The 21,379-nt window shown below is 38.6% G+C and carries 28 protein-coding genes; 22 read left to right on the top strand and 6 right to left on the bottom strand.

What is annotated here, in order from left to right; genetic code table 11:
- Positions 1 to 2: 2 nt before the first annotated feature.
- Entirely contained in the window at positions 3 to 644 is a 642-nt protein-coding gene (locus tag ACLIJJ_RS04110) for a YrrS family protein (RefSeq protein WP_233313067.1), read from the top strand.
- Positions 645 to 687: 43 nt separating this feature from the next.
- On the opposite strand, the gene ACLIJJ_RS04105 is transcribed toward ACLIJJ_RS04110, so the two are convergent.
- Entirely contained in the window at positions 688 to 894 is a 207-nt protein-coding gene (locus ACLIJJ_RS04105; protein WP_233313068.1) for a DUF2536 family protein, read from the bottom strand.
- A gap of 188 nt (positions 895 to 1,082) precedes the next feature.
- On the opposite strand from ACLIJJ_RS04105, the gene ACLIJJ_RS04100 reads away from it, so the two are divergent.
- The 7 genes from ACLIJJ_RS04100 to ACLIJJ_RS04070 all read left to right on the top strand — a co-directional run bounded on the left by ACLIJJ_RS04100 (position 1,083) and on the right by ACLIJJ_RS04070 (position 5,816).
- Positions 1,083 to 1,718 (top strand): class I SAM-dependent DNA methyltransferase, encoded by a 636-nt coding sequence (locus ACLIJJ_RS04100; RefSeq protein WP_233313069.1) that lies wholly within the window; start codon positions 1,083 to 1,085, stop codon positions 1,716 to 1,718.
- A 19-nt stretch (positions 1,719 to 1,737) separates the two neighbouring features.
- Positions 1,738 to 2,433: a 5'-methylthioadenosine/S-adenosylhomocysteine nucleosidase gene (gene mtnN, locus ACLIJJ_RS04095; RefSeq protein WP_233313070.1), complete on the top strand. Its 696-nt coding sequence runs from the start codon at positions 1,738 to 1,740 to the stop codon at positions 2,431 to 2,433.
- A 157-nt stretch (positions 2,434 to 2,590) separates the two neighbouring features.
- On the top strand, positions 2,591 to 3,514 hold the full coding sequence (locus ACLIJJ_RS04090; RefSeq protein WP_411410575.1) for a PLP-dependent cysteine synthase family protein: 924 nt from the start codon (positions 2,591 to 2,593) through the stop codon (positions 3,512 to 3,514).
- Complete coding sequence (locus ACLIJJ_RS04085) at positions 3,515 to 4,648, top strand: bifunctional cystathionine gamma-lyase/homocysteine desulfhydrase (protein ID WP_411410574.1); 1,134 nt, start codon at positions 3,515 to 3,517, stop codon at positions 4,646 to 4,648.
- Between the two features lie 134 nt (positions 4,649 to 4,782).
- The gene (locus ACLIJJ_RS04080; protein WP_233313073.1) at positions 4,783 to 5,028 is read left to right on the top strand and encodes a YrhC family protein; all 246 of its coding nucleotides are present in this window, start codon (positions 4,783 to 4,785) and stop codon (positions 5,026 to 5,028) included.
- 459 nt (positions 5,029 to 5,487) lie between these two features.
- Positions 5,488 to 5,640: a YrzI family small protein gene (locus tag ACLIJJ_RS04075; protein WP_233313074.1), complete on the top strand. Its 153-nt coding sequence runs from the start codon at positions 5,488 to 5,490 to the stop codon at positions 5,638 to 5,640.
- 35 nt (positions 5,641 to 5,675) lie between these two features.
- Complete coding sequence (locus ACLIJJ_RS04070; RefSeq protein ID WP_233313075.1) at positions 5,676 to 5,816, top strand: YrzI family small protein; 141 nt, start codon at positions 5,676 to 5,678, stop codon at positions 5,814 to 5,816.
- 232 nt (positions 5,817 to 6,048) lie between these two features.
- Here the strand turns inward: ACLIJJ_RS04070 and ACLIJJ_RS04065 are convergent, their stop codons facing one another.
- Positions 6,049 to 7,986 (bottom strand): fructose-1,6-bisphosphatase, encoded by a 1,938-nt coding sequence (locus ACLIJJ_RS04065; RefSeq protein WP_237941731.1) that lies wholly within the window; start codon positions 7,984 to 7,986, stop codon positions 6,049 to 6,051.
- Positions 7,987 to 8,282: 296 nt separating this feature from the next.
- On the opposite strand from ACLIJJ_RS04065, the gene sigK reads away from it, so the two are divergent.
- A complete protein-coding gene (gene sigK, locus ACLIJJ_RS04060) occupies positions 8,283 to 9,005 on the top strand; it encodes an RNA polymerase sporulation sigma factor SigK (RefSeq protein ID WP_233313077.1) in 723 nt (240 codons plus the stop codon).
- 56 nt (positions 9,006 to 9,061) lie between these two features.
- Here the strand turns inward: sigK and ACLIJJ_RS04055 are convergent, their stop codons facing one another.
- The gene (locus tag ACLIJJ_RS04055; RefSeq protein WP_233313078.1) at positions 9,062 to 9,373 is read right to left on the bottom strand and encodes a hypothetical protein; all 312 of its coding nucleotides are present in this window, start codon (positions 9,371 to 9,373) and stop codon (positions 9,062 to 9,064) included.
- Between the two features lie 281 nt (positions 9,374 to 9,654).
- Here ACLIJJ_RS04055 and ACLIJJ_RS04050 point away from each other — a divergent pair, with 281 nt between their 5' ends.
- The 4 genes from ACLIJJ_RS04050 (at position 9,655) to ACLIJJ_RS04035 (ending at position 13,229) form a co-directional block, all read left to right on the top strand.
- A complete protein-coding gene (locus ACLIJJ_RS04050; protein WP_411229256.1) occupies positions 9,655 to 10,107 on the top strand; it encodes a hypothetical protein in 453 nt (150 codons plus the stop codon).
- Between the two features lie 60 nt (positions 10,108 to 10,167).
- Positions 10,168 to 10,950, top strand: coding sequence for an N-acetylmuramoyl-L-alanine amidase (locus ACLIJJ_RS04045; protein WP_341077886.1), 783 nt, complete (start codon positions 10,168 to 10,170; stop codon positions 10,948 to 10,950).
- Between the two features lie 132 nt (positions 10,951 to 11,082).
- Positions 11,083 to 11,274: a sporulation protein YjcZ gene (locus ACLIJJ_RS04040; protein WP_233313081.1), complete on the top strand. Its 192-nt coding sequence runs from the start codon at positions 11,083 to 11,085 to the stop codon at positions 11,272 to 11,274.
- 161 nt (positions 11,275 to 11,435) lie between these two features.
- The gene (locus tag ACLIJJ_RS04035) at positions 11,436 to 13,229 is read left to right on the top strand and encodes a M3 family oligoendopeptidase (protein ID WP_411410573.1); all 1,794 of its coding nucleotides are present in this window, start codon (positions 11,436 to 11,438) and stop codon (positions 13,227 to 13,229) included.
- A 29-nt stretch (positions 13,230 to 13,258) separates the two neighbouring features.
- Here the strand turns inward: ACLIJJ_RS04035 and pssA are convergent, their stop codons facing one another.
- Complete coding sequence (pssA, locus tag ACLIJJ_RS04030; protein WP_233313083.1) at positions 13,259 to 13,798, bottom strand: CDP-diacylglycerol--serine O-phosphatidyltransferase; 540 nt, start codon at positions 13,796 to 13,798, stop codon at positions 13,259 to 13,261.
- A gap of 125 nt (positions 13,799 to 13,923) precedes the next feature.
- On the opposite strand from pssA, the gene ACLIJJ_RS04025 reads away from it, so the two are divergent.
- Positions 13,924 to 14,709, top strand: a complete 786-nt coding sequence (locus ACLIJJ_RS04025; RefSeq protein WP_237941728.1) for a phosphatidylserine decarboxylase — start codon at positions 13,924 to 13,926, stop codon at positions 14,707 to 14,709.
- Between the two features lie 34 nt (positions 14,710 to 14,743).
- Here the strand turns inward: ACLIJJ_RS04025 and ACLIJJ_RS04020 are convergent, their stop codons facing one another.
- Positions 14,744 to 14,884, bottom strand: a complete 141-nt coding sequence (locus ACLIJJ_RS04020) for a sporulation histidine kinase inhibitor Sda (RefSeq protein WP_233313084.1) — start codon at positions 14,882 to 14,884, stop codon at positions 14,744 to 14,746.
- 423 nt (positions 14,885 to 15,307) lie between these two features.
- Between ACLIJJ_RS04020 and ACLIJJ_RS04015 the strand changes: the two genes are divergently transcribed.
- The 8 genes from ACLIJJ_RS04015 to ACLIJJ_RS03980 are packed head-to-tail and all read left to right on the top strand — an operon-like array spanning position 15,308 to position 20,340.
- On the top strand, positions 15,308 to 15,823 hold the full coding sequence (locus ACLIJJ_RS04015) for a YqeG family HAD IIIA-type phosphatase (RefSeq protein WP_233313085.1): 516 nt from the start codon (positions 15,308 to 15,310) through the stop codon (positions 15,821 to 15,823).
- Positions 15,824 to 15,826: 3 nt separating this feature from the next.
- Positions 15,827 to 16,930 carry a ribosome biogenesis GTPase YqeH gene (gene yqeH / locus ACLIJJ_RS04010; RefSeq protein ID WP_411410572.1) on the top strand — a complete coding sequence of 368 codons (1,104 nt, stop codon included), beginning with the start codon at positions 15,827 to 15,829 and terminating at the stop codon, positions 16,928 to 16,930.
- Between the two features lie 34 nt (positions 16,931 to 16,964).
- The gene (aroE, locus tag ACLIJJ_RS04005; RefSeq protein ID WP_233313087.1) at positions 16,965 to 17,795 is read left to right on the top strand and encodes a shikimate dehydrogenase; all 831 of its coding nucleotides are present in this window, start codon (positions 16,965 to 16,967) and stop codon (positions 17,793 to 17,795) included.
- Positions 17,796 to 18,089, top strand: a complete 294-nt coding sequence (yhbY, locus tag ACLIJJ_RS04000; protein ID WP_233313088.1) for a ribosome assembly RNA-binding protein YhbY — start codon at positions 17,796 to 17,798, stop codon at positions 18,087 to 18,089.
- Between the two features lie 22 nt (positions 18,090 to 18,111).
- Positions 18,112 to 18,684 carry a nicotinate-nucleotide adenylyltransferase gene (locus ACLIJJ_RS03995; RefSeq protein ID WP_233313089.1) on the top strand — a complete coding sequence of 191 codons (573 nt, stop codon included), beginning with the start codon at positions 18,112 to 18,114 and terminating at the stop codon, positions 18,682 to 18,684.
- Entirely contained in the window at positions 18,674 to 19,243 is a 570-nt protein-coding gene (yqeK, locus tag ACLIJJ_RS03990) for a bis(5'-nucleosyl)-tetraphosphatase (symmetrical) YqeK (RefSeq protein WP_233313090.1), read from the top strand. The genes ACLIJJ_RS03995 and yqeK overlap by 11 nt, the downstream gene beginning before the upstream one ends.
- On the top strand, positions 19,244 to 19,600 hold the full coding sequence (gene rsfS / locus ACLIJJ_RS03985) for a ribosome silencing factor (protein ID WP_233313091.1): 357 nt from the start codon (positions 19,244 to 19,246) through the stop codon (positions 19,598 to 19,600). It abuts the gene before it with no gap.
- A complete protein-coding gene (locus ACLIJJ_RS03980; protein ID WP_233313092.1) occupies positions 19,597 to 20,340 on the top strand; it encodes a class I SAM-dependent DNA methyltransferase in 744 nt (247 codons plus the stop codon). Before rsfS ends, ACLIJJ_RS03980 begins: the two co-directional genes overlap by 4 nt.
- 145 nt (positions 20,341 to 20,485) lie before the next feature.
- Here ACLIJJ_RS03980 and comER read toward each other — a convergent pair whose 3' ends face one another.
- Positions 20,486 to 21,319 (bottom strand): late competence protein ComER, encoded by an 834-nt coding sequence (gene comER / locus ACLIJJ_RS03975; protein WP_233313093.1) that lies wholly within the window; start codon positions 21,317 to 21,319, stop codon positions 20,486 to 20,488.
- Positions 21,320 to 21,379 lie beyond the last annotated feature (60 nt).

Raw genomic sequence — 21,379 nt, 5'->3', positions numbered from 1 at the left:
AGTTGAGCACAGACACTAACGATAATGTTCGAAGCAGATCTGAACAGCGTTCAAAGAGGAAAAAAACGAATATTATTCTTAATGCCTTAATCATTCTTGTGATAGCATTAATTGTTTTTGTCTCTTATTCCATTTTCAGTGATGGTGATAATAAGACAGATAATCAGGAAAATAAGAAAACTGCCCAAACAGAGAGTACAAAAGACGAGCAAGCTTCCGCTCAAGCAGATAATGATGCTGCAAAAAGTACAGACGACTCTGAAAGTGATGAAGAGCAGGAAACACAAAAAGATGGAGAGGCTATTATCACCGAAGGCGGAAGTGATTCAAACGTCATTAAAACCATCGAGAATCCTTCATGGGAGCCTGTTGGAACAACGCAGTCAGGTGAACATACAGCTTCCTACTCAGCAGGTGTTGATTGGGATGAACAGTTAAAAGCTTTGGCATACGGAACAGGAATAGATGAAGGCAATATGGTTGTTTGGTTTTTAGGGAACAATAATAAAGATCAGAATAAATCAATCGGCACTGTTTCTACAAAGGATAAAAGCGAAAAATATCGCGTTTATATTGAGTGGGTGGACGGCAGCGGCTGGAAACCGACAAAAGTAGAGGAAATTAATGATTTAAATATACGTTAAATGAGTGAAACTGCTTATAATCTTATAAGCAGTTTCTTTTTTGTTATTTTTTTATTTTAAAATGAACCATAACCGTATGATAAGGTCTGCCGTTTTCTTGGAGTGTTGTTTGGTGATTGACAGAATGGACCTCAAGCAGGATTGCTTTGTTAATTTCAATTTGTTCTGTAATTTTTTTTTCGATAGTACTTAAAGAATCACCTTCAAAGAACTCTACTTTATCCTTTATAATATCTAGCTGGAAATTCATCCTTTACTTCCTTTCAATAAATAAAATAGTCTCTTTTCCTATTTTATCATATGTCATGAAACAAGGAGACATTGTCTTCAACACAATTATTGAAAAAGGCATAGGGGATGTGGTAAATTATGAACATGACTCTTGTCTAATTCATAGTATGTATATTGGAATTGTTTGCTATGAAAGGGGCATGAGAAATGGGTAAAGAATTTATGGAGATCTTTGAAAAATGGGCTGACACTTATGATGAAAGTTTAACAAAAGATATAGAATACAAAGAAGTGTTCCGAAACTACGAACAGATATTAGATGAAGTGGCAAACCGGGCTTACGGCACAGTAGTCGAATTTGGCCCAGGCACTGGCAACTTGACTTTAAAGCTTGCAGATAAAGGATTGTTTGTTACAGGTATAGAGCCTTCCAAAGCTATGCGGAAATTAGCAGAGGAGAAGCTGAATGAAAAAGCAGTGGTGAAGGATGGAGATTTTCTTAACTTCTCAACAGAGAGTGCGCCAGATGTTTTCGTGAGCACCTATGCTTTTCATCATTTAACAGATGAAGAAAAAGCAGAAGCAATTACTCTTTATAGTAATTTACTGCCTTCATCTGGTAAAATAGTTTTTGCGGATACGATGTTTCGTTCCGAAGAAGACTATGAAAAAGCAAAAGATGCCGCTGCAAAAAGTGGTTTCCATAACCTGGCTGAAGACTTAGCTCGTGAATACTATTCCACTATTCCCGTATTACAGAGGATGTTAGAGGAAGCAGGCTTTACTGCCGCATTCACCCGCTTAAATGAGTTTGTTTGGATCATGGAAGGAACAAAAGTGTAGCTTAGAAAGAGGGAAGTACATGAAAATAGCAATAATCGGTGCAATGGAAGAAGAAGTTGCCATACTCAGAGAACAAATGGACAATAAAAAAGAGCAGACAATTGCCGGATTTCAATTTATTGAAGGTAATCTTGCTGGGAAGGATGTTGTGCTGCTTCGCTCAGGCATAGGCAAAGTTAATGCTGCGATGAGCACGACTATTCTGCTGCAAACGTTCAAACCGGACTATTTAATCAATACAGGCTCTGCTGGAGGATTAAACCCTGACTTGAATGTCGGCGATGTTGTCATCTCAGACGAAGTGAGACATCATGATGTGGATGCGACTATATTTGGTTATGAATACGGTCAAGTACCGCAAATGCCTGCGAGTTTTGCAGCAGATAATGGTCTAATCCAGATAGCTGAATCAAGCGCGAAGGAAATAGGGGAGTATGCTGTTGTCAGAGGCCTTATTACAACAGGTGATTCCTTTATTAATGATCCGGAAAGGGCAGCCTTCATCAAGACGAAATTCACTGGATTACAGGCTGTGGAAATGGAAGCAGCTGCAATAGCTCAAGTTGCCTATCAGCATGAAATTCCATTTGTTATCATTCGTTCTCTATCGGATATAGCTGGAAAAGAATCACATCTTTCCTTTGATCAATACTTAGAAAAGGCAGCAGTCCATTCGGCGAACTTAGTAGTGGGAATCGTTCAAAAAATGAACTGATTATAGCGGGAAGTCCTAATAATAGGAACTTCCCCGATTCTAACATTTAATTCTGACTATTCAAATGGGAATAGCTGTGATAAGCGATAATCGGTATAAATTGCAAACAGAGTTAGAAGCAAAACAGGCAATGATATATAGAAGGAGGGAAATGATCATGAGAGTTTACAACAATGTGCATCAGCTTATTGGCAATACACCAATGGTTGAGATTACCCATTTTCCTTTGCCCAATGAAGTTCGTATATTTGCAAAGCTTGAGTATTATAATCCAGGAGGAAGTATTAAAGACAGACTGGGAATCAAGTTGATCCAAGATGCTTTTGAGACAGGGAAGCTGAAGAAAGGCGGAACGGTTATTGAACCGACTGCAGGGAATACAGGAATCGGCTTGGCTCTTGCAGCATTAAATCAAGATGTGAAAGTAATCGTCTGTGTGCCAGAAAAATTCAGCTTGGAAAAACAGCAAGTTATGAAGGCATTAGGAGCAGAAATTGTCCATACCCCAACAGCAAAAGGAATGGCTGGTGCGATTGAAAAGGCGAAAGAGCTGCAAAAAAGCATTCCCGATTCCTTTATTCCAGGCCAATTCGAAAACGAAGCAAACCCAGACACCTATTACCAGACACTTGGACCGGAGATTTGGGAACAGCTCGAAGGCAATATTGACGTTTTTATTGCAGGTGCAGGTACGGGCGGTACATTTATGGGTACCGCCCGATATTTGAAAGAACAAAAACATTCAATAAAAACGGTTATTGTCGAGCCAGAAGGATCGATCCTAAATGGCGGGAAGTCTGGCCCTCATAAAACAGAAGGGATTGGGATGGAGTTTCTGCCACCTTATATGGACCCAGCTTACTTTGATAAAATTTATACAGTCAGTGATAGCGATGCCTTTTTAAAGGTGAATGAGGCAGCGCTTAAGGAAGGCCTGCTTGTGGGAAGCTCCTCAGGGGCAGCCCTATATGCCGCCTTGGCAGAAGCGAAACTAGCTGCACCAGGCACCAATATAGTTGTAATCCTACCGGACAGCAGCGACCGCTATATAAGTAAAAAGATTTTTGAAGGAGGAATTTAAATGAAACGCAAAACGATGCTCATTCACGGAGGAATACCAGGAGATCCGCATACAGGTGCTGTCAATGTTCCAATTTATCAAGTCAGCACTTATAAGCAAGAAGGAGTAGGCAATCATAAAGGGTTTGAATATTCACGAACAGGCAATCCTACCCGCCACGCCCTGGAGGAGCTTATAAAGGATTTAGAGCACGGAACTAGGGGATTTGCATTTAGCTCCGGAATGGCAGCTATTACGGCGGTTATAATGCTGTTTAAACAAGGCGATCATATTTTAATAACAGATGATGTTTATGGTGGCACATTTCGGGTAATAACAAAGGTGCTTAATAAATTTGGAATAGAAGCTACCTTTATTGATACGAGCGATATCGACAATATAAAAGAAGCAGTAAAAGAAAATACCGTGGCACTTTATATCGAAACACCGACAAATCCGTTGCTGAAAATCACTGATATTCAAGCAGCTTCCTTTGCAGCGAAGGAGCTTGGATTAGTAACGATTGTTGATAATACCTTCTCCACACCATATTGGCAAACACCATTAACACTCGGTGCAGATATCGTCTTACACAGTGCTACAAAGTACTTAGGCGGCCATAGCGATGTTGTCTCAGGTCTTGTTGCAGTTAAGAATGAGAAACTAGGAGAAGATTTGCATTTTATTCAGAATTCCACTGGAGGAGTGCTTGGACCGCATGATTCATGGCTGTTAATCCGCGGAATGAAAACGTTAGGTATTCGAATGGAGGAACATGAAAAAAGCGCCAGCGAAATCGTCACATTCCTTGAAAAGCATCCTGCTGTATCTAAAGTGTACTATCCAGGACTGGAAACACACCCAAATCATGAAATCAGTAAAAAACAAGCGTCAGGTTTTGGCGGAATGATCAGCTTTGATGTTGGCAGTGCAGAAAATGCCGATAAGCTTCTTAGCAAAGTAAAGTATTTTACTTTAGCAGAAAGTCTTGGGGCAGTGGAAAGTCTAATATCTGTACCAGCAAAAATGACGCATGCATCTATTCCAGCAGAAAGAAGAGCAGAACTTGGCATTACCGATGGACTTGTCCGCATTTCAGTAGGTTTAGAAGACGTAGAGGACTTGTTAGAGGATTTGGAACAAGGCTTAAAATAAGAAGAAAACTGCCTTTTATAGAAGGCAGTTTTTTTCTTGTTATTATTTTCCTAACATGCTATCAATTGCTAAAGAAAAGACGACCATGCTTATGGTACAGTAGAGTTATAGAAAAGTAGAAAGCAGGGATAAAAATGGAGAAAACGTTGAAGGACTTGTCGGGTAAATTGGCAGACTACAAACGATTTGCCATTGTTTTGCTAGCTGTTGGAGTCTTTTTTTATTTAGGGGTTATCGTTCCGGCTGTTCATGAAGTGAAATGGCATGATGAAGCGATGGCAATTACTTCAGTCTTAACATTAGGTACATCTATTTTCTTTTTCGCTAAAGTAAAGAAATACAAAAAAATGATCAGTGATATGACAGATAACGATATGTAATAAAATATATATGCTACAAAGAGGATGAGAAAATCATGCTCTTTTTTTTATGCCCTTTAAATACAAGCATTAAACCTATTATTCAAAAACTTTAATATAAAAAACCCATATCTGGAAAAAGGGGTTTACAAAACTGGAAATCGAGGATATAATTGCCAATGTAAAAACTATTTCAAAAGGAGGTTGAATGATATGCAAAACGTATTTATCGGAGCAGCAGGCAAAATGACAACTCAATATGTTTATGCACGAATTCAACCAGTGATAATTTGGAATAGCTAATTCATTATAATAGCCTATCCAACCGCAGGTGAATTCTGTCCCTGCGGTTTTTTATATGCCTTTTTTTAAAACGTGCCGCAGGAGCCTAGATTAACTGCGGTTTTTTTTGCGCCTTTTTAATTAAAAATTTACATTTTAGTTAAATAATGGAGATGGCAACGTAAAGGGGGTGAGCGAATGACACTGAATATTCTATTTATGTCGATAACGATTAAAAAAAATCAAAAATCGCATGAGCAACATATGCATGATTTGCTAATGGAGCAATTAATAGAAGAAAACAACCAAAAGCAATTGCTGTTAGGTGATTTTCCCAGAAATATGTTTTAAGTAAGAAAAGTACGACTAAGAAGGAGGTGGTATAAATGACACTGAATCTATTGTTTTTTACCCTCATTATTCGCAAGCGGAAAGTAAGTACAGAGGAACATTTGCATCAAGCAAGAATTGAAAAGTTAATGGAAGAGCAGAAAGACAAACATATGTCACATCATCGATATTTATAATGTTTAATAAAAGAAAAAAGAAAGGGTGAACAAATATGATTATCATTTTGCAAAGGCGTCAATCAATCCTGTGGGTGGAGAAGGACTCCACCTAACGAAACTTAAAAGGAGAAGGCTATATGCATATATTTATTTTGTTGCTTTCGGCAGAATTTAAGTGGTGGTTAGAAAGAATCGGCAAGAAATCTCAATGAAAAAAGCTCATGCATCATAGTGATGCATGAGCTTCTAATTATCTCACTTTGTACCTGTATTCGAGAAGATGCTGGAGGTCGTCTCTTTGCTCGAGCAATTTCTCTCCTATGTTTGTTTCCATAACTCGTTTTCGCTTCAGCTCTCGGTCTACAACTCTTTTGACAGAAAGGACGTCTGTTCCTGTCTGAAGAACATCTTCTTTGCTAATAAAACGTTTATGTGCCACTAGCTGCATGCCATATGAGTTGTAAAGAAGGGTGTAGCCTGCTATCCCTGTTTTAGATTGATATGCTTTGGAAAAGCCGCCGTCAATAACAATCATCCTTCCATTAGCCTTAATCGGATTTTCTCCGTTTATTTCTTCAACAGGCGTATGCCCGTTGATAATATGGCCGTGATCAGGATTCATGTTGAATTCCTCAAGGATTCTTCTGCAAGTTGCTTCTTCTTCCCTTAACTGATAGTAAGGATTTTTCTGCTCTTTATGTATCGCTTTTTCCTTGATGAAATAGCGCTCAAAGGTAGTCATGTCTTTCTTTCCAAACAGCGAGGAATTTTCGCCTGTCCATAAATACCAAATCATATCTGTTGCCAGGTCATCCGTTATTTCAGGATGAGAGAAACTTTCGCGCAAGTATTTCTCAAACACATCAAGCAGCTTTTTGCCGCTGTACTCTTTGCCGTTTAGCTCCATTGTTTTCATACTGCCATCTTGATTTAACGGAATACAGCCATGGATCAGTAAGTTGCCGTTGTATTTTAAATAAAGGCTGCCTTTTTTCATTAAGAAAGTCATATGTCTTGCAAGCTTCTCAGAATGTTGAATCGAAAAAAGCAGCTTTTCTAAAACTTGTTCTTCTTCAGGCAAAAGCTTTGCCGGATCAGATGGATCAATGGTTGAAAAACAAGTGTTTTCAAGTTGATAGGTATTACCATGCAAAACAATCGTATTTGATTTGAAATCGATTTTATCTAAAAGGAGACGGTGCTCCATCTTAAAATCTGGTCTTCTTTTAATAATCGGCTGCTCTAATTTAAATTGTATCATGCTGATAGCCTGGTGGATTTTAGTGATTTGCAGGATATTCTCTTCGCCAATTTCTTCCCTTTTAGCATTCAGCTTCGGACGGAAGGCTTGGTTATCTTCATAATATTTCTCTGCAAGATTTAACAATGGTCTTAAATTAATGCCATAAGCATCTTCAATAATATCAAGGTTGTCATAGCGTGCACATATGCGGATAATATTGGCAAGGCATACTTTAGAGCCGGCAAATGCACCAATCCATAAAACATCATGATTTCCCCACTGAATGTCAACAGAATGATAGTCCATTAAGGTTTCCATAATTTTATCAGGATGAGGGCCTCTGTCGTATATATCGCCAACTACATGCAAATGGTCCACTACCAGTCTTTGAATCGTATATGCTAACCCTGTAATAAGCTTGCTTGCTTGACCAAGGGAGATGATTCTTTGGAGGATTTTTGAGTAGTATTCTTTTTTATTGTCGAGTTCGTCTTTTTTATACAGCAGCTCTTCAATAATATACACGAATTGCTTCGGCAGCTCCTTGCGAACCTTAGAACGAGTATATTTGGAAGAAGCATAGGAAACTAGGCGAACCATCTTTTCAATCGTTTCCACATACCATTCGTACAATAATTGGTCTGACTCGAATGAGTTGATAACAAGCTGGAGCTTTTCCTCAGGATAGTAAACAAGTGTAGCAAACTCGTCCATCTCTTTTTTGGAAAGCTCTTCATGAAACAATTCTTTAATCTTTTCCTTTACATTTCCAGAGCCGTTTCTCAAGACGTGCTGGAACGCATGGAATTCCCCATGCAGGTCACTGACAAAATGCTCAGTCCCTTTTGGCAGGTTTAAAATGGCATCCAAATTTATTATTTCTGTCACTACTTTTTCTTCACTATCGTATTTTTCTGTTAGCAGGTCTAAATATTTTGTATCCATCTGCACCTCTCCTATCGAAAAGTTGTCCAATTATTGTTAAAAAAACGCATAAGCCCATTTTATTCCTATTTTCCAGCCAAGGAAAGAAAAATCCTCTTTTAATTTACCTTTTTTCTAAAAATATAATTCCGCTTTAATGACTGCTTATACTTTTTTAGGATGTCCTTTATACCCTGCGGCAGATTATCGTAAACATAATTAATGGATATTTTCCTATTAATATTCGAGCGAGGACATGCAAGACATCCTCGACCTTTACATAGTAATGGAGTATAGGCAAAAGTGGAGGTGGAAATATGTCTGGGATAATTTATTCACTCGGGCTTTTAGTAAAAGAACTGTTATTTCTTGTGTCCTATGTAAAAAATAACGCCTTTCCCCAGCCGTTGTCTGCATCAGATGAAAAGAAGTACTTAAGACTGATGGCAGAGGGAGATTCACATGCACGGAATATGTTGATAGAACATAATTTGCGGCTTGTTGCACATATTGTGAAGAAGTTTGAAAACACAGGCGAGGATTCGGAAGACTTAATCTCTATCGGAACAATTGGGTTGATAAAGGGAATAGAAAGCTTTTCGGAAGGGAAAGGAACGAAGCTTGCCACATATGCAGCAAGATGTATTGAGAACGAAATACTTATGCATTTAAGAGCACTGAAAAAAACAAAAAAAGATGTATCCTTGCATGATCCGATTGGTCAGGATAAGGAAGGAAATGAAATCAGCTTAATCGATGTATTAAAGTCGGAATCCGAAGATGTAGTGAATACGATTCAATTGAATATGGAGCTGGAAAAGGTGAAAGAGTATATCGATGTGTTGGATGAACGGGAAAAAGAAGTTATTGTCGGCAGATTCGGGCTAGACTTAAAAAAGGAAAAAACCCAAAGGGAAATTGCTAAAGAGCTTGGTATTTCAAGAAGCTATGTTTCCCGTATTGAAAAAAGAGCGCTAATGAAGATGTTCCATGAATTTTACAGGGCGGAAAAGGAAAAACGGAGAAAGGGGCAGGATTAGCCTCTAAACAAAGGGCTGTCTTTCGTGCAGCCCTCTTTTTTGTCACAACGAAACTTCTATTGCTTGTATCTTAAATATTCCCGATTAGAAGTAGGAACATTTTTAACAACTTCACCCTCACGATTCTTATAAATCTCGTATTCTCTGTATGTTTCTACAACAAATCCATCCTCTACCTGCGTATCTTCTAATTTATATTCTAATTCTGGCGCTCCATACACCTCCGAAGACGTGCTTGCCGGTTCACTTTCCGTTGTCTCACCATAAAAATAAACATAATCCTCATTAATCTTCGCAGTAGGTGTCTCCACATATGCAATAAAGGCAAGCAGAACAATTACAACGATTGCTGCAAGGCGTTTCTTCATTTTCTCTCCTCCTTCCTTACATATTTATGCATGTCCTTCCTACATATTCTTACTATGTGGCAGGAATGGTAGGATAGTTTGATGAAAAGGAAAATATTATCATTTATTGGTTCGTAAACACATATTCTTTAAAAAGTACATGCCCTACACTTCAGCTGATTTTCCCTCCTGAAAAAAATTCGCAATTTGTAAATAAAATATAATAATAGTAATGTTTTTGAAATATAAATAAGCGTATAAGCGGATATGTAAGAACTACCCAGTAGGAGGATGAAGACTAAATGCTATTGAAACAGCTGCTTTTTTTATCCGTGTTAATTACTGCCATCATCTCGCCTTTACAGGAGGCGAAAGACGTGAAGGCAGGCATTGAGGATACATGTGAACGCAGTGATAATGAGTGGAAAGCAACACTGAAAAACCTTCATAATAAAGCTGATATAGAGGCGTTGCAGTTAGGGGATTACAAGTCAATGACAGACGCTATGAATGGAAATGAAGTGTGGCGTTTTGATTTGTGTACAGTCAACCATTACAGCTATCCAGCCGAAATGGATGCTGTCGATATAAATGGTCTTACGGAAGATTCAGTTGAAAGAATTATTTTTATAAGCTTCTCAGAGAGTAACATCATTAGAAAATCAATGTACTACAAAGCGGATGACGGAAGTATTAGGGAAACCGTTCTGTTTAGTGACAGGATGGAAAAGGATCTTGTTTTAATTACAAATTAGTCATACGTACAAGCAATGATTCACCGCCTTTCTATAATAATAGTAAGGTGGTGAATTATAATGGCGAAAATATTTATTGATCCAGGCCATGGCGGCTCTGATCCAGGAGCTGTGGGAAATGGAATTCAGGAGAAGGATATCACATTGCGAATTGCGACAATGATTAGAGATATGCTTGTCAGTGAATACGAAGATGTAACAGTAAGGATGAGCAGAACCTCTGATGAAACGGTCAGCCTTTCAGAAAGATCTAATGCTGCCAACGCATGGGGAGCTGACTATTTTGTATCTGTTCATGTAAATGCAGGCGGGGGGGTAGGATTTGAAAGCTATGTTTACACTGGAGTTGGTGCTCCAACAACGACATACCAGACGGCAATTCATAATCGTATAATCAACCTATCTAACTGGAGCGACCGCGGTAAGAAAAAGGCGAATTTCCATGTGCTAAGAGAAACTAATATGCCGGCTATCTTGACAGAAAACGGATTTATTGACAATGCAACGGATGCAAATAAACTGAAAAGCGCTTCTTTCCTTTCCACATTGGCAAGAGGACATGCAGAAGGCATAGCCGATGCCTTTAACCTAAACAAAAAAGATACAGGCGGCGGCGGTTCTGGAGATCTATATAAGGTGCAAATCGGAGCCTTCAGGAATAAAGAAAATGCAGACAGCTTAGCAGAACAAGCAAGACGAGATGGGCTTGAGGCAGCAGTATTGTTTAGGGACAATCTGTATAAAGTCCAAATCGGAGCTTTTGCAAATCGTGCAAATGCGGAAGCGATGGAAGACAGAGCCAAGGATGCAGGCTATGCAACCATCATTTTAACAGAATCATAAAACTACAGTGCTTGGGTCTTTTATAAAGACTCAAGTTTTTTTATGAGCATAGAAAATCAATAAAAAATAGGACTGGCGCCTAACCCACCAGGCTATCTGCCGAATAGGTTAATAGGGAGGGGAGGTTTCATTATGACAGCATTCGGCTACCCATATCAATCCGTGCCAGGGGCACCGTTTTTAGCTGGTGGCTACCCGCCTCAAGCTGGATACGGCTATGGTGCACAGCAAGGATACGGAGCATGGTATGCATTATTGATTGTTCTGTTTATTATCATTATTTTGTTTTGGGGAATTTGGGCATTTGGCAACTGTTTCTATTAAGCGTGATTATTCATCATTTGCCATCCTTTAGGCAAATGATTTTTTTTGCTGAAAACATATTTTGGTTAGTATCGTTTTTGCTTTCTTCTATTATAATAGATAGAAATTTTTTAATAATAAAACTATAATAATATAAGAAGTAATAAAGGGGGCGCATAACTTTGACAAACAAAACGTTTTCTGATGTATGGGATTTGGATGTTTTTTTTCCTGGAGGAAGCAGTTCGCAAACATTTGTACAACATCTTGATGAAACTGGAAGTAATATAGAAGAATTTGCAAGGGCTGTAGGTAAATATGTTCCAATGGATGGAGCAGCCGAAAGGGAGACGGTGCGGCATATTATTTTCCTGTTTGAAGGAACTGTCAAAAAAATCCGTCAAGCAGGCGCATTCGTCAGCTGTCTGCAGGCGCAAAACATGAATGATAAAGAGGCAGATGCCCTAAGGGGGAAGGTAACGGAGCTTAGTGCCAAGTTTCAGAATGTTTTAACCATATTTGACGGAAAATTATCGCAATATGAGGAAAAGCAATGGGCGATTCTGCTTAAAGATGAAGAGCTGAAAGAACTGTCTTTCGTTCTTACAGAAAGAAGAACAAATGCCAGGCAGAAGCTCTCCGAAAAAGAAGAAATGCTAATCAATAAGCTTAGTATTGACGGCTATCACGGCTGGGGACAAATGTATGATACAGTTGTGGGCAGTATACAAATCCCATTTGAAGAAAATGGTGAAGTAACGTTTCTGTCTGTAGGGCAGGCAGCGAATAAATTCTCCAATCCAGATCGAAAAGTGCGCAAGAAGGTTTTTGCTGAATGGGAAAAGGCCTGGGATGAGAAAGGTGCTGTATTGGCGAAGACATTAAACCATCTTGCTGGATTCCGGTTAAATACATATGAAATGAGAAATTGGGATAATGTGCTCAAAGAGCCTCTTGAATATAACAGAATGGAAGAAAAAACGCTTGAAGCAATGTGGAGGGTAATCAGCAATAATAAGAAGCCTTTCGTTGAATTCCTAAATAGGAAAGCCCAGATGCTCGGCATAGATAAGCTGACTTGGTATGATGTTGATGCTCCGATTGGCAAGACTGAATCAAAGATGAGTTATCAGGAGGGTGCAGAATTCATTCTCAATCACTTTGAGAAGTTTGGGGAGGAAATGACTGGTTTTGCTAAGAAGGCTTTTGAGAACGCATGGATTGAAGCAGAAGACAGACACGGAAAAAGACCAGGAGGCTTCCATACTTACTTTCCTGAAAGCGGGCAATCAAGAATTTTTATGACATACTCTGGGACGCCGTCTAACGTATCCACATTAGCACATGAGCTGGGGCACGGCTTCCATACATATGCAATGAGGGATATGCATACACTGAACCGCAATTATGCGATGAATGTGGCAGAAACAGCTTCTACGCTTGCTGAGATGATTGTCGCAGATGCTGCTGTGAAAAACGCTAAGACTAAAGAAGAGAAAATCAGTCTGTTAGAGGATAAAATTCAGCGGTCTGTTGCCTTGTTAATGAATATACATGCACGCTTTCTCTTTGAGACCAGATTTTATGAGGAAAGACGCAAAGGGCTTGTAAGCAAGGAAAGACTAAATGAGCTTATGACAGATGCGCAAAAAGAAGCTTTCGGAGATGCATTGGCAGAATATCATCCGTCCTTCTGGGGCTCTAAGCTGCATTTTTATATCACAGGAGTTCCTTTTTATAACTTCCCATATACATTCGGCTATTTATTTTCTCTTGGCATTTACGCCAAAGCCATTCAAGAAGGAAAAGGATATGAAAGGAAATATATTGCCCTATTGAAAGACACGGCAAGCATGTCTGTTGAGGAGCTTGCGAAAAAGCATTTAAATGTGGATTTAACAGATGATGCTTTTTGGGAAAGCGCCATAAAAGTATGCATAGAAGATGTGGAAGAATTTATGGAGTTAACTAGGTAAATGGAAAAAGGATGCCTGCAGGCATCCTTTTATATTTTTCTCCATTTGAAATTAGCGATCATTAAAACAGATAAAATCAGAAGAAGAAACAAATACATTTGAGGCGGAACATAGTTTATACCCAGGCTGAAGAAGGTGATGATGCACCCAGCTGCTGTAATCGGCAAACCAGTGAAAAAGCCGTTGTTTTCTGTAATGTTGAATCGCGCCAAACGAAATGCGCCACAGCAAATATACAAGACGGCAAAGAAAGAACCGACTGCATTAAATTCAAACAAAACTGCCTGGTAAATCAACAATGCTGGAGCAACTCCAAAAGAAATGATATCGCTCATAGAATCCAGCTGCTTTCCTAATTCTGATTCGATTTGGAACTTGCGTGCAGCCATTCCGTCCAACCTGTCTGCTAATGCAGCGATAAATATTAATAAAAGACTAAGCTGAATTTGGCCCTTTAAGCTGAAAATAATGGAAAACCCGCCAAGACCTAGATTTGTCAGGGTAAGGAAATTGGCAATCTGTGCCTTTAGCTTTTTTGCGGTTTGTTCTATCACTTCATGTAGAAACATCCCATTCACTCCTCGTATGAAATTTATTTCATACAAACTTTATTTTTTATATAATAATATTTAATTTTAATGTAATATATGATTGTTCGTAAAGAAAAATTTACAATTTACTGGAGGATTCTTCGTTGAAACAGTTTTTTTACCGATTATTAATAGAACTGACTAACAGCAGGTGGAGTTCTATGCTGATAAAAAAATTTGCTCATTCAAAAATCAGCACCAAGGTGATCCCTTCCTTTTCCAAAGTATACCAAATAAACCTTGGGGAAGCGGAAGAAAGTGTTGAATCGTTTTCGAATCTTCATGAATTTTTTGTTAGAAAGTTAAAATCTGGCGTCAGGGCAATACATAACAAGCATAATGGTGTAATAAGTCCTGTTGATGCTGTTATTGAAGACATCGGCAAAATTAAAAAAGACAAAACAATTACAGTGAAAGGCAAGATATACTCCATTGAAGAGATGCTGGACAAAGACGACACAATAGGAGATTATGAGGACGGTACTTATTTGATCTTCTATTTGAGCCCAAGTGATTATCATCGCATTCACAGTCCTGTTGCCGGAGAAATAGTTAAGCAATGGACTGCAGGAGAAAAATCATACCCTGTTAATAAATATGGCTTAAAATACGGAAAAAATCCTCTTTCTAAAAACTACCGAACAATTTCGGAAGTGAAAACAAATAGTAGCCATAATGTTGCGGTCGTTAAGGTAGGAGCAATGTTCATCAACTCTATTATTTTAAGTCATCAGCAAAATATGGTTGATATGGGTGAGGAAATTGCTTATTTTTCTTTTGGATCAACCGTTATTCTGTTGTTTGAAAAAGATGCATTTCAACTTCGGGAAGATATAAAAGCACCTTTCCAAGTTAAAATGGGAGAGCTTATCGGCGAATTAAAAAGCTAAATGCACAGAATAAAAAAAACCCGCGATAGGCGGGTTAGGAGGAAACTTTTATCTTATTGCTTAATGAACGTCGGTGGATTTCTGTTTCAATGAGACGTATAAATTCAGGGCTTAAATCCAATTCCCTAGCCTTATGATATGACTCAATCAACAATTCATCTGACAGTTTGCGCATGTCAGGAAATCACCTCCAATCCATATTTTGTAAATTCTGTAAACGGTTAGTGAATATATTATCTAGTAACCTAACTTTAACAAAAATAAACATTTAGAACAACTGTTCTCTTATCCACAATCTATGGTGGATAACCTGTGGTTAAGTTGTTTGTAAGTATAAAGATGTTTATTATAACAAAGGGTATAATGTGAATAAGGTTATCCACAAATGCGGAATTTTGCGATTTTTGTCGAAAAATATTTTTAGAATATAAAAAAAAACAGACATAAACTTCTTTTCACGGGTAGAAAAAGGTATAATATTACTTTCATTAAAATTGTTTTTCGGATGGAAAATAATCAGTGTGACATACATACAACGTGAAAAACCTTAAATGCAAATAATTTCTGATCAACTAGTAGATAAAAGAGGTGTCAATCATTGTTAAATAATTTTTTGCCTGATCAGTTTGTCAAAAATATATTCGAAATAACACCAGAACTTCTGAAAGAAAAGGGAGTAAAGGGAATTATTACAGATCTTGACAACACGCTTGTTGAATGGGACCGCCCTTTGGCGACACCAAAGATAATAGAGTGGTTCGAAGATATGAAGAAAAACAATATAAAAGTTACAATCGTATCAAATAATAAGGAAGGAAGAGTAAAGTCTTTTTCTGATCCTTTAAACATTCCTTTTATCTTTGCGGCCAGAAAACCGATGGGGAAAGCCTTTCGCAGAGCGCTTTTAGAAATGAAGTTAAGTAAAGAAGAAGCAGTCGTAATAGGAGATCAGCTTCTTACAGATGTTCTTGGCGGGAACCGCAGCGGCTTTCATACTATTCTAGTTGTGCCTGTTGCCCAAACAGATGGTTTTGCGACAAGGATAAACAGAAAAATTGAAAGAAGAATATTGAATTGGTTCCGGAGAAAAGGAAAATTGACATGGGAGGATTAATAAGTGACTGAAAGAATACATTGCTTTGGATGCGGAGTTTCCATTCAAACAGAAAATAAAGAAGAACTTGGGTATGCACCTGCCTCTTCTTTGCAGAAAGAGACGGTTATTTGCCAGCGCTGTTTCCGCTTAAAGCATTATAATGAAGTTCAGGATGTATCATTAACAGATGATGATTTCTTGAAAATTTTAAACGAAATTGGCAGAAGCGACAGCCTGATTGTAAAGATTGTTGATATCTTTGATTTTAATGGAAGCTGGCTTCCAGGACTTCATCGATTTACAGGAAAGAATAAAGTATTATTAATAGGGAACAAGGTTGATTTACTTCCAAAGTCTGTTAACAAGCAAAAAGTGATCAACTGGATGAAAAAAGAAGCAAAAGATCTGGGGTTAAGACCTGCGGATGTCTTTTTAGTAAGCGCACAAAAAGGGCAAAGTATTAAAGAGGTACTGGAAGCTATTGAATCTCATCGCGAAGGAAAAGACGTTTACGTGGTGGGCTGTACGAATGTCGGCAAATCTACGTTTATAAACTCTGTTCTGAAAGAGGTGTCAGGAGAAGAAAATGTTATCACAACATCCCATTTTCCAGGGACAACTCTCGATATTATCGAGATTCCTTTAGCAGACGGCAAGGCGCTGGTTGATACTCCTGGGATTATCAACCATCACCAAATGGCCCATTTTGTCGATAAGCGGGACTTAAAAGTCATTACACCGAAAAAAGAAATAAAATCAAAAGTATTTCAGCTTAATGAAGGACAAACTTTGTTTTTTGGCGGTTTGGCGCGCTTTGATTTCACAAGCGGAGATCGGAATTCATTTGTTTGTTATTTCTCTAATGAGCTTGACATACACCGCACAAAGACGGAAAATGCAGATGCTCTCTATGAAAAACATGCCGGTGAAATGCTGACACCGCCGAAGCGAGACGAAATGGACCATTTTCCTAAGCTTGTGAAGCATGATTTCACTATTAGGGAAGCAAAAACAGATATCGTATTTTCTGGCTTAGGCTGGATCACTGTCAACGAACCAAACATTAAAGTTTCCGTGCATGTTCCCCAAGGTGTACATGCAATGATTAGAAAGTCGCTTATTTAAATAAAGAGAAGAGAAAATACGGGAGAGAGTGGATATGAAGAGGTTTGCGGTTATTGGTGATCCAATTAAACATTCCATGTCACCATTTATGCATAACGACTTGTTCCAGCACTATCAAATCGATGCCCAATATGATAGGGTTCATATAGAAAAGGGAAAGCTTGAAAAAGGGCTTGAACTGCTTAAGAAAGACGGTGTCTCAGGTTTTAACGTGACCGTTCCCCATAAGACGGATATCCTCCCTTTTTTGGATGAACTCGACCCACTTTGTAAAGCAATTGGTGCTGTTAACACGGTTGTGAACGAGCAGGGGAGATGGATTGGTTATAATACAGACGGATCTGGATATCTTACTGGTATTCTTAAGGTCATGCCTGACATTAAGGATAAAAAAACATTGATGATAGGAGCTGGCGGTGCAGCAAGAGCCATTTATTTTACGCTGGCCCATTATGGAGTAGAAACGATTGATATCACAAATCGGACTGTTGGAAATGCGCAAAGCTTGAAAAGCTCTTGTCCGTTTCCGGTTAAGACAGCAATACTTGAACGGGAAGAAGCAGAAAGGCAGCTTGGTGAATACGACTTAATTATCCAGACAACTTCTATCGGCATGTCTCCAAATGTTGATGAAACCCCGTTAAATGTTGAAAATATAAAAGAAAATGCTCTTATAAGTGATATAATATATAACCCTCTAGAGCCTAAGATTCTGACAGAAGGCAGTAGGCGCGGGGCGATTGTTCAAAATGGAATTGAGATGTTTGTATATCAAGGAGCATTAGCCTTTGAGAAGTGGATCGGTCTTATGCCGGACACAGACAGAATGAGAAAAAATGTATGGAAACAACTAGGAGGCAATTAAATGCTAAAAGGAAAACAAAAAAGATATCTACGTGCAATGGCACATCACTTGAATCCAATTTTTCAAGTTGGAAAAGGCGGAGTCAATGAAAACATGATTAAACAAATCGCAGAGGCGCTTGAGGTAAGAGAGCTTCTTAAGGTGAGTGTCCTTCAAAACTGTGAAGAAGATAAGAATGTTGTGGCTAGTGAGCTTGCAGAAGGAACTGGGGCTGAGCTTGTTCAGCTGATCGGTTCAACAATTGTTCTTTACAAGGAATCAAAAGAGAACAAAACCATTAACTTACCATCATAATGGGTTAGAAGAGGCGATAATCTTGAAAAAAAAGATTGGAATATTGGGAGGCACTTTTGATCCTCCCCATATTGGTCATCTTATCATTGCAAATGAAGTCATGCATCATGAAAGTTTAGATGAGATATGGTTTATGCCAAATCATGAGCCTCCGCATAAACTGAAATCAGGGAGCGTATCAAATGAAGACCGTCTTAAGATGCTTGAGCTGGCTATTCAAGACAAGGAAGGTTTCCATGTCCAGACGATCGAGATGGACAGGGAAGGCAAGTCCTATACATTTGATACGATGACGATATTAAAAGAGATGTATCCGGATTTTGACTTTCATTTTATTATCGGAGCAGATATGGTTGAATATTTGCCAAAATGGTATATGATAGAAGAATTGCTTAAACTGGTTAGATTTATAAGTGTGAACAGACCGAATTACAGTAATGATACAAATTATCCTGTCACTTATGTAGCTGTACCGGATGTCAACATTTCCTCTAAACTAATCAGAGGCCGCCTTTTACAGGGAGAAACAATATCGTTTCTAGTTAAGGATGAAGTGGAACGATACATTAAGGAGAATAGATTATATGAATCGTGAACAAGCGCTTCTTATAGTGAAGGAACAATTGACGGAACAGCGTTATGTACACACAATGGGTGTTATGGGAACAGCGATTGAGCTGGCTAACCGGTATGATGAAGATACGGCCAAGGCAGAATTAGCCGCTATTTTTCATGACTATGCGAAATTTCGCCCTAAAGAAGAAATGAAACAAATCATTTTAGAGCAGAATATGGATAATCGATTGCTTTCCTTCCATTCAGAGCTGTGGCATGCACCTGTTGGAGCTTATTTAGTGGAAAAGGAAGCGGGCATAAAAGATGAAGCAGTGCTTAATGCGATTAAGTACCATACTTCTGGAAGACCTGGAATGAACAAGCTTGAAAAAATCATTTACTTAGCTGATTATATCGAACCGGGAAGAGTTTTTCCAGGAGTGGATGAAGTAAGGGAATTAGCGATGATTAGCTTGGATGAGGCTTTTTTGAAATCAGTAACCAACACAATAGCATTTTTAATGAGCCGCAGACAGCCGGTTTTTCCTGCGACATTCGAGATGTATAATAGTATTGTAATGAAAACGGAGGTTGAATAAATGGATGAACGCAATTTGCTTCTGACTGCAGTTAAAGCAGCAGATGATAAAAGAGCAGAAAATATAGTGGCATTAAATATGAAAGGTATCTCTCTTGTTTCGGATTATTTCGTGATTTGCCATGGTAATTCCGATAAGCAGGTACAAGCAATTGCCAGCGAAATTAAAGATAAATGTGAAGAAATCGGTGTTCCTGTAAAACGACTAGAAGGATACCAAGAAGCAAAATGGATTCTTGTAGATCTTGGGGATATTGTTGTCCATGTGTTCCACCGTGATGAAAGAACATATTATAACTTGGAAAGATTATGGGGCGATGCGCCGGCTGAAAATATTCAAAGCGAGATCGGACAATGAGTTATCAGAAATTCGCTTATCTATATGACAGGTTGATGGATGACGTTCCATACGATAAGTGGGTTGAGATTCTGATAGCTGCAAAAGAGGAATACCAAATTGAAGGCAGCAAGCTTCTGGACCTAGCGTGCGGAACAGGGGAGCTGTCTGTCAGGCTGGCGGAAAAGGGCTTTACGGTAACAGGAGCAGATCTCTCTTCTGATATGCTCAGTGTTGCCCAAAACAAAGCTGCAGAACAAGGACTTTCCGTGTTTTTTATGGAGCAGGATATGTCTGAGCTTGAAGACCTGCCTTTATTTGATATTATCGGTATATTTTGCGACTCATTGAACTATTTGCAAACAGAAGAACAAGTGGTAAACACCTTTAAAGGGGTGTATGAGCATTTAGATGAAGGCGGGTTATTTTTGTTCGATGTTCATTCTTTATATAAAATGAACCATTTGTTCAAAAACCAAACATACGCACTAAATGATGAAGATGTCAGTCTCATCTGGTTGTGTTATGAAGGGGAGTATCCTGACAGTGTGGAACATGATTTATCTTTTTTCCAGCTTGACGAGGCTTCCCAAAAATATGATCGTTATGATGAACTGCATTTTCAGCGGACTTATTCTGTTGAGCAATATAGCAGTTGGCTAATAAATGCCGGCTTTTCTATTTTGAAGGTAACAGCAGATTTCCATGATGGAGAATTAGGGGAAGATGCGGAAAGAATCTTCTTTTATTGCCGGAAGTAAGCGGAAAACACACCTAAAAGTTAATAGGTGTGTTTTCTTATGTACATCTAAGTGTGAAGAAGCCATGAAGTATAAATCCATGGCTGGAAAAAAACAAAAAAAAGCAGGAAAATCCTTTTATATCTCGAAAATACAAACTAAGAAACTATCGGTGTTTATTGATCAATAACGAATTTTTCACCATCTTTAAATCCTCTTCGAACTTATGTTGTGTCGCCTGAAACAACTGGTTAAACGTATCTCCGAGTTCTCTCTCTAACACATTGATGCCTTCTCCCGTAACTCCGCCTTTTACACTTACTTTCGCCTGCAGTGTCGGCAAGGTGTAATAGCCTTTATTTAACAGCTGACCGAGTCCAATTAACATTTCACTTGCTAGCTTTGTGGCAGTTTCCGCATCGATATCTGTTTCCTCGACAGCTCCGTCTATAAAACGCTGTGTCAAGTAGCTGAAGAAAGCAGGTCCGCAGCTTACGATATCGGATGCAACTCTTGTAATATTCTCCTCAATCTCAATTGGAGTGGAAAAGTGACTAAACAGTGTATTTAATCCTTGCTTCCATTCTTGTGTGCACTTGCTTCCGTATGAAAATAACGCCACACCACATTGCGCCCTGTTGGTGATGCTCGGAATAATCCGGGCAACAGAGCATGGCAGCATATATTCAAGCTGCTCTGTGTTGATAGGACTAGTAATCGAAACAACACATTTATCGGATGAAATATGTGGAGTAATTTCTGCTGCTACACTAAAGATGTCATGCGGTTTGACGCATAAAAAAATAAGATCAGCACTTTCCGCAATTTTTTTGGCAGTTTTTAAAACTGTGACAGCCGGATATGCCTCTTTGATCTGAAATGCTTTTGCGAGTGTCCGGTTTTGAATCAGCATATCTTCAGGAGAAATAGCCTTACTGTCAAGCAATGCTTCAATAAGAATCTTCCCCATATTACCTGTTCCAATCATTCCTATTTTCACGGTTTATTTCCCCCCTATAATGAGCGGTTTCTCATATAACGATATGACAGTTGCAAATAG

Origin of the sequence: Niallia laureatilytica (assembly GCF_046613985.1) — a bacterium.
Classification (GTDB): domain Bacteria; phylum Bacillota; class Bacilli; order Bacillales; family Cytobacillaceae; genus Niallia.
The sequence above is the reverse complement of the archived record's forward strand: the minus strand, read 5'-3'. Positions and strand labels throughout refer to the sequence as shown.

Bases quoted from the DNA above. Each gene is read 5' to 3' on its own strand.
- ACLIJJ_RS04020 (WP_233313084.1), bottom strand. From the start codon at position 14,884: ATGCGCAAACTGTCAGATGAATTGTTGATTGAGTCATATCATAAGGCT.
- ACLIJJ_RS04065 (WP_237941731.1), bottom strand. From the start codon at position 7,986: ATGGATACAAAATATTTAGACCTGCTAACAGAAAAATACGATAGTGAA.
- ACLIJJ_RS04075 (WP_233313074.1), top strand. From the start codon at position 5,488: ATGACACTGAATATTCTATTTATGTCGATAACGATTAAAAAAAATCAA.
- ACLIJJ_RS03980 (WP_233313092.1), top strand. From the start codon at position 19,597: ATGAGTTATCAGAAATTCGCTTATCTATATGACAGGTTGATGGATGAC.
- ACLIJJ_RS04070 (WP_233313075.1), top strand. From the start codon at position 5,676: ATGACACTGAATCTATTGTTTTTTACCCTCATTATTCGCAAGCGGAAA.
- pssA (WP_233313083.1), bottom strand. From the start codon at position 13,798: ATGTTTCTACATGAAGTGATAGAACAAACCGCAAAAAAGCTAAAGGCA.
- ACLIJJ_RS04090 (WP_411410575.1), top strand. From the start codon at position 2,591: ATGAGAGTTTACAACAATGTGCATCAGCTTATTGGCAATACACCAATG.
- ACLIJJ_RS04085 (WP_411410574.1), top strand. From the start codon at position 3,515: ATGAAACGCAAAACGATGCTCATTCACGGAGGAATACCAGGAGATCCG.
- ACLIJJ_RS04100 (WP_233313069.1), top strand. From the start codon at position 1,083: ATGGGTAAAGAATTTATGGAGATCTTTGAAAAATGGGCTGACACTTAT.
- ACLIJJ_RS04040 (WP_233313081.1), top strand. From the start codon at position 11,083: ATGACAGCATTCGGCTACCCATATCAATCCGTGCCAGGGGCACCGTTT.
- ACLIJJ_RS04105 (WP_233313068.1), bottom strand. From the start codon at position 894: ATGAATTTCCAGCTAGATATTATAAAGGATAAAGTAGAGTTCTTTGAA.
- mtnN (WP_233313070.1), top strand. From the start codon at position 1,738: ATGAAAATAGCAATAATCGGTGCAATGGAAGAAGAAGTTGCCATACTC.
- ACLIJJ_RS04045 (WP_341077886.1), top strand. From the start codon at position 10,168: ATGGCGAAAATATTTATTGATCCAGGCCATGGCGGCTCTGATCCAGGA.
- ACLIJJ_RS04055 (WP_233313078.1), bottom strand. From the start codon at position 9,373: ATGAAGAAACGCCTTGCAGCAATCGTTGTAATTGTTCTGCTTGCCTTT.
- ACLIJJ_RS04050 (WP_411229256.1), top strand. From the start codon at position 9,655: ATGCTATTGAAACAGCTGCTTTTTTTATCCGTGTTAATTACTGCCATC.
- aroE (WP_233313087.1), top strand. From the start codon at position 16,965: ATGAAGAGGTTTGCGGTTATTGGTGATCCAATTAAACATTCCATGTCA.
- ACLIJJ_RS04080 (WP_233313073.1), top strand. From the start codon at position 4,783: ATGGAGAAAACGTTGAAGGACTTGTCGGGTAAATTGGCAGACTACAAA.
- yhbY (WP_233313088.1), top strand. From the start codon at position 17,796: ATGCTAAAAGGAAAACAAAAAAGATATCTACGTGCAATGGCACATCAC.
- yqeK (WP_233313090.1), top strand. From the start codon at position 18,674: ATGAATCGTGAACAAGCGCTTCTTATAGTGAAGGAACAATTGACGGAA.
- rsfS (WP_233313091.1), top strand. From the start codon at position 19,244: ATGGATGAACGCAATTTGCTTCTGACTGCAGTTAAAGCAGCAGATGAT.
- sigK (WP_233313077.1), top strand. From the start codon at position 8,283: ATGTCTGGGATAATTTATTCACTCGGGCTTTTAGTAAAAGAACTGTTA.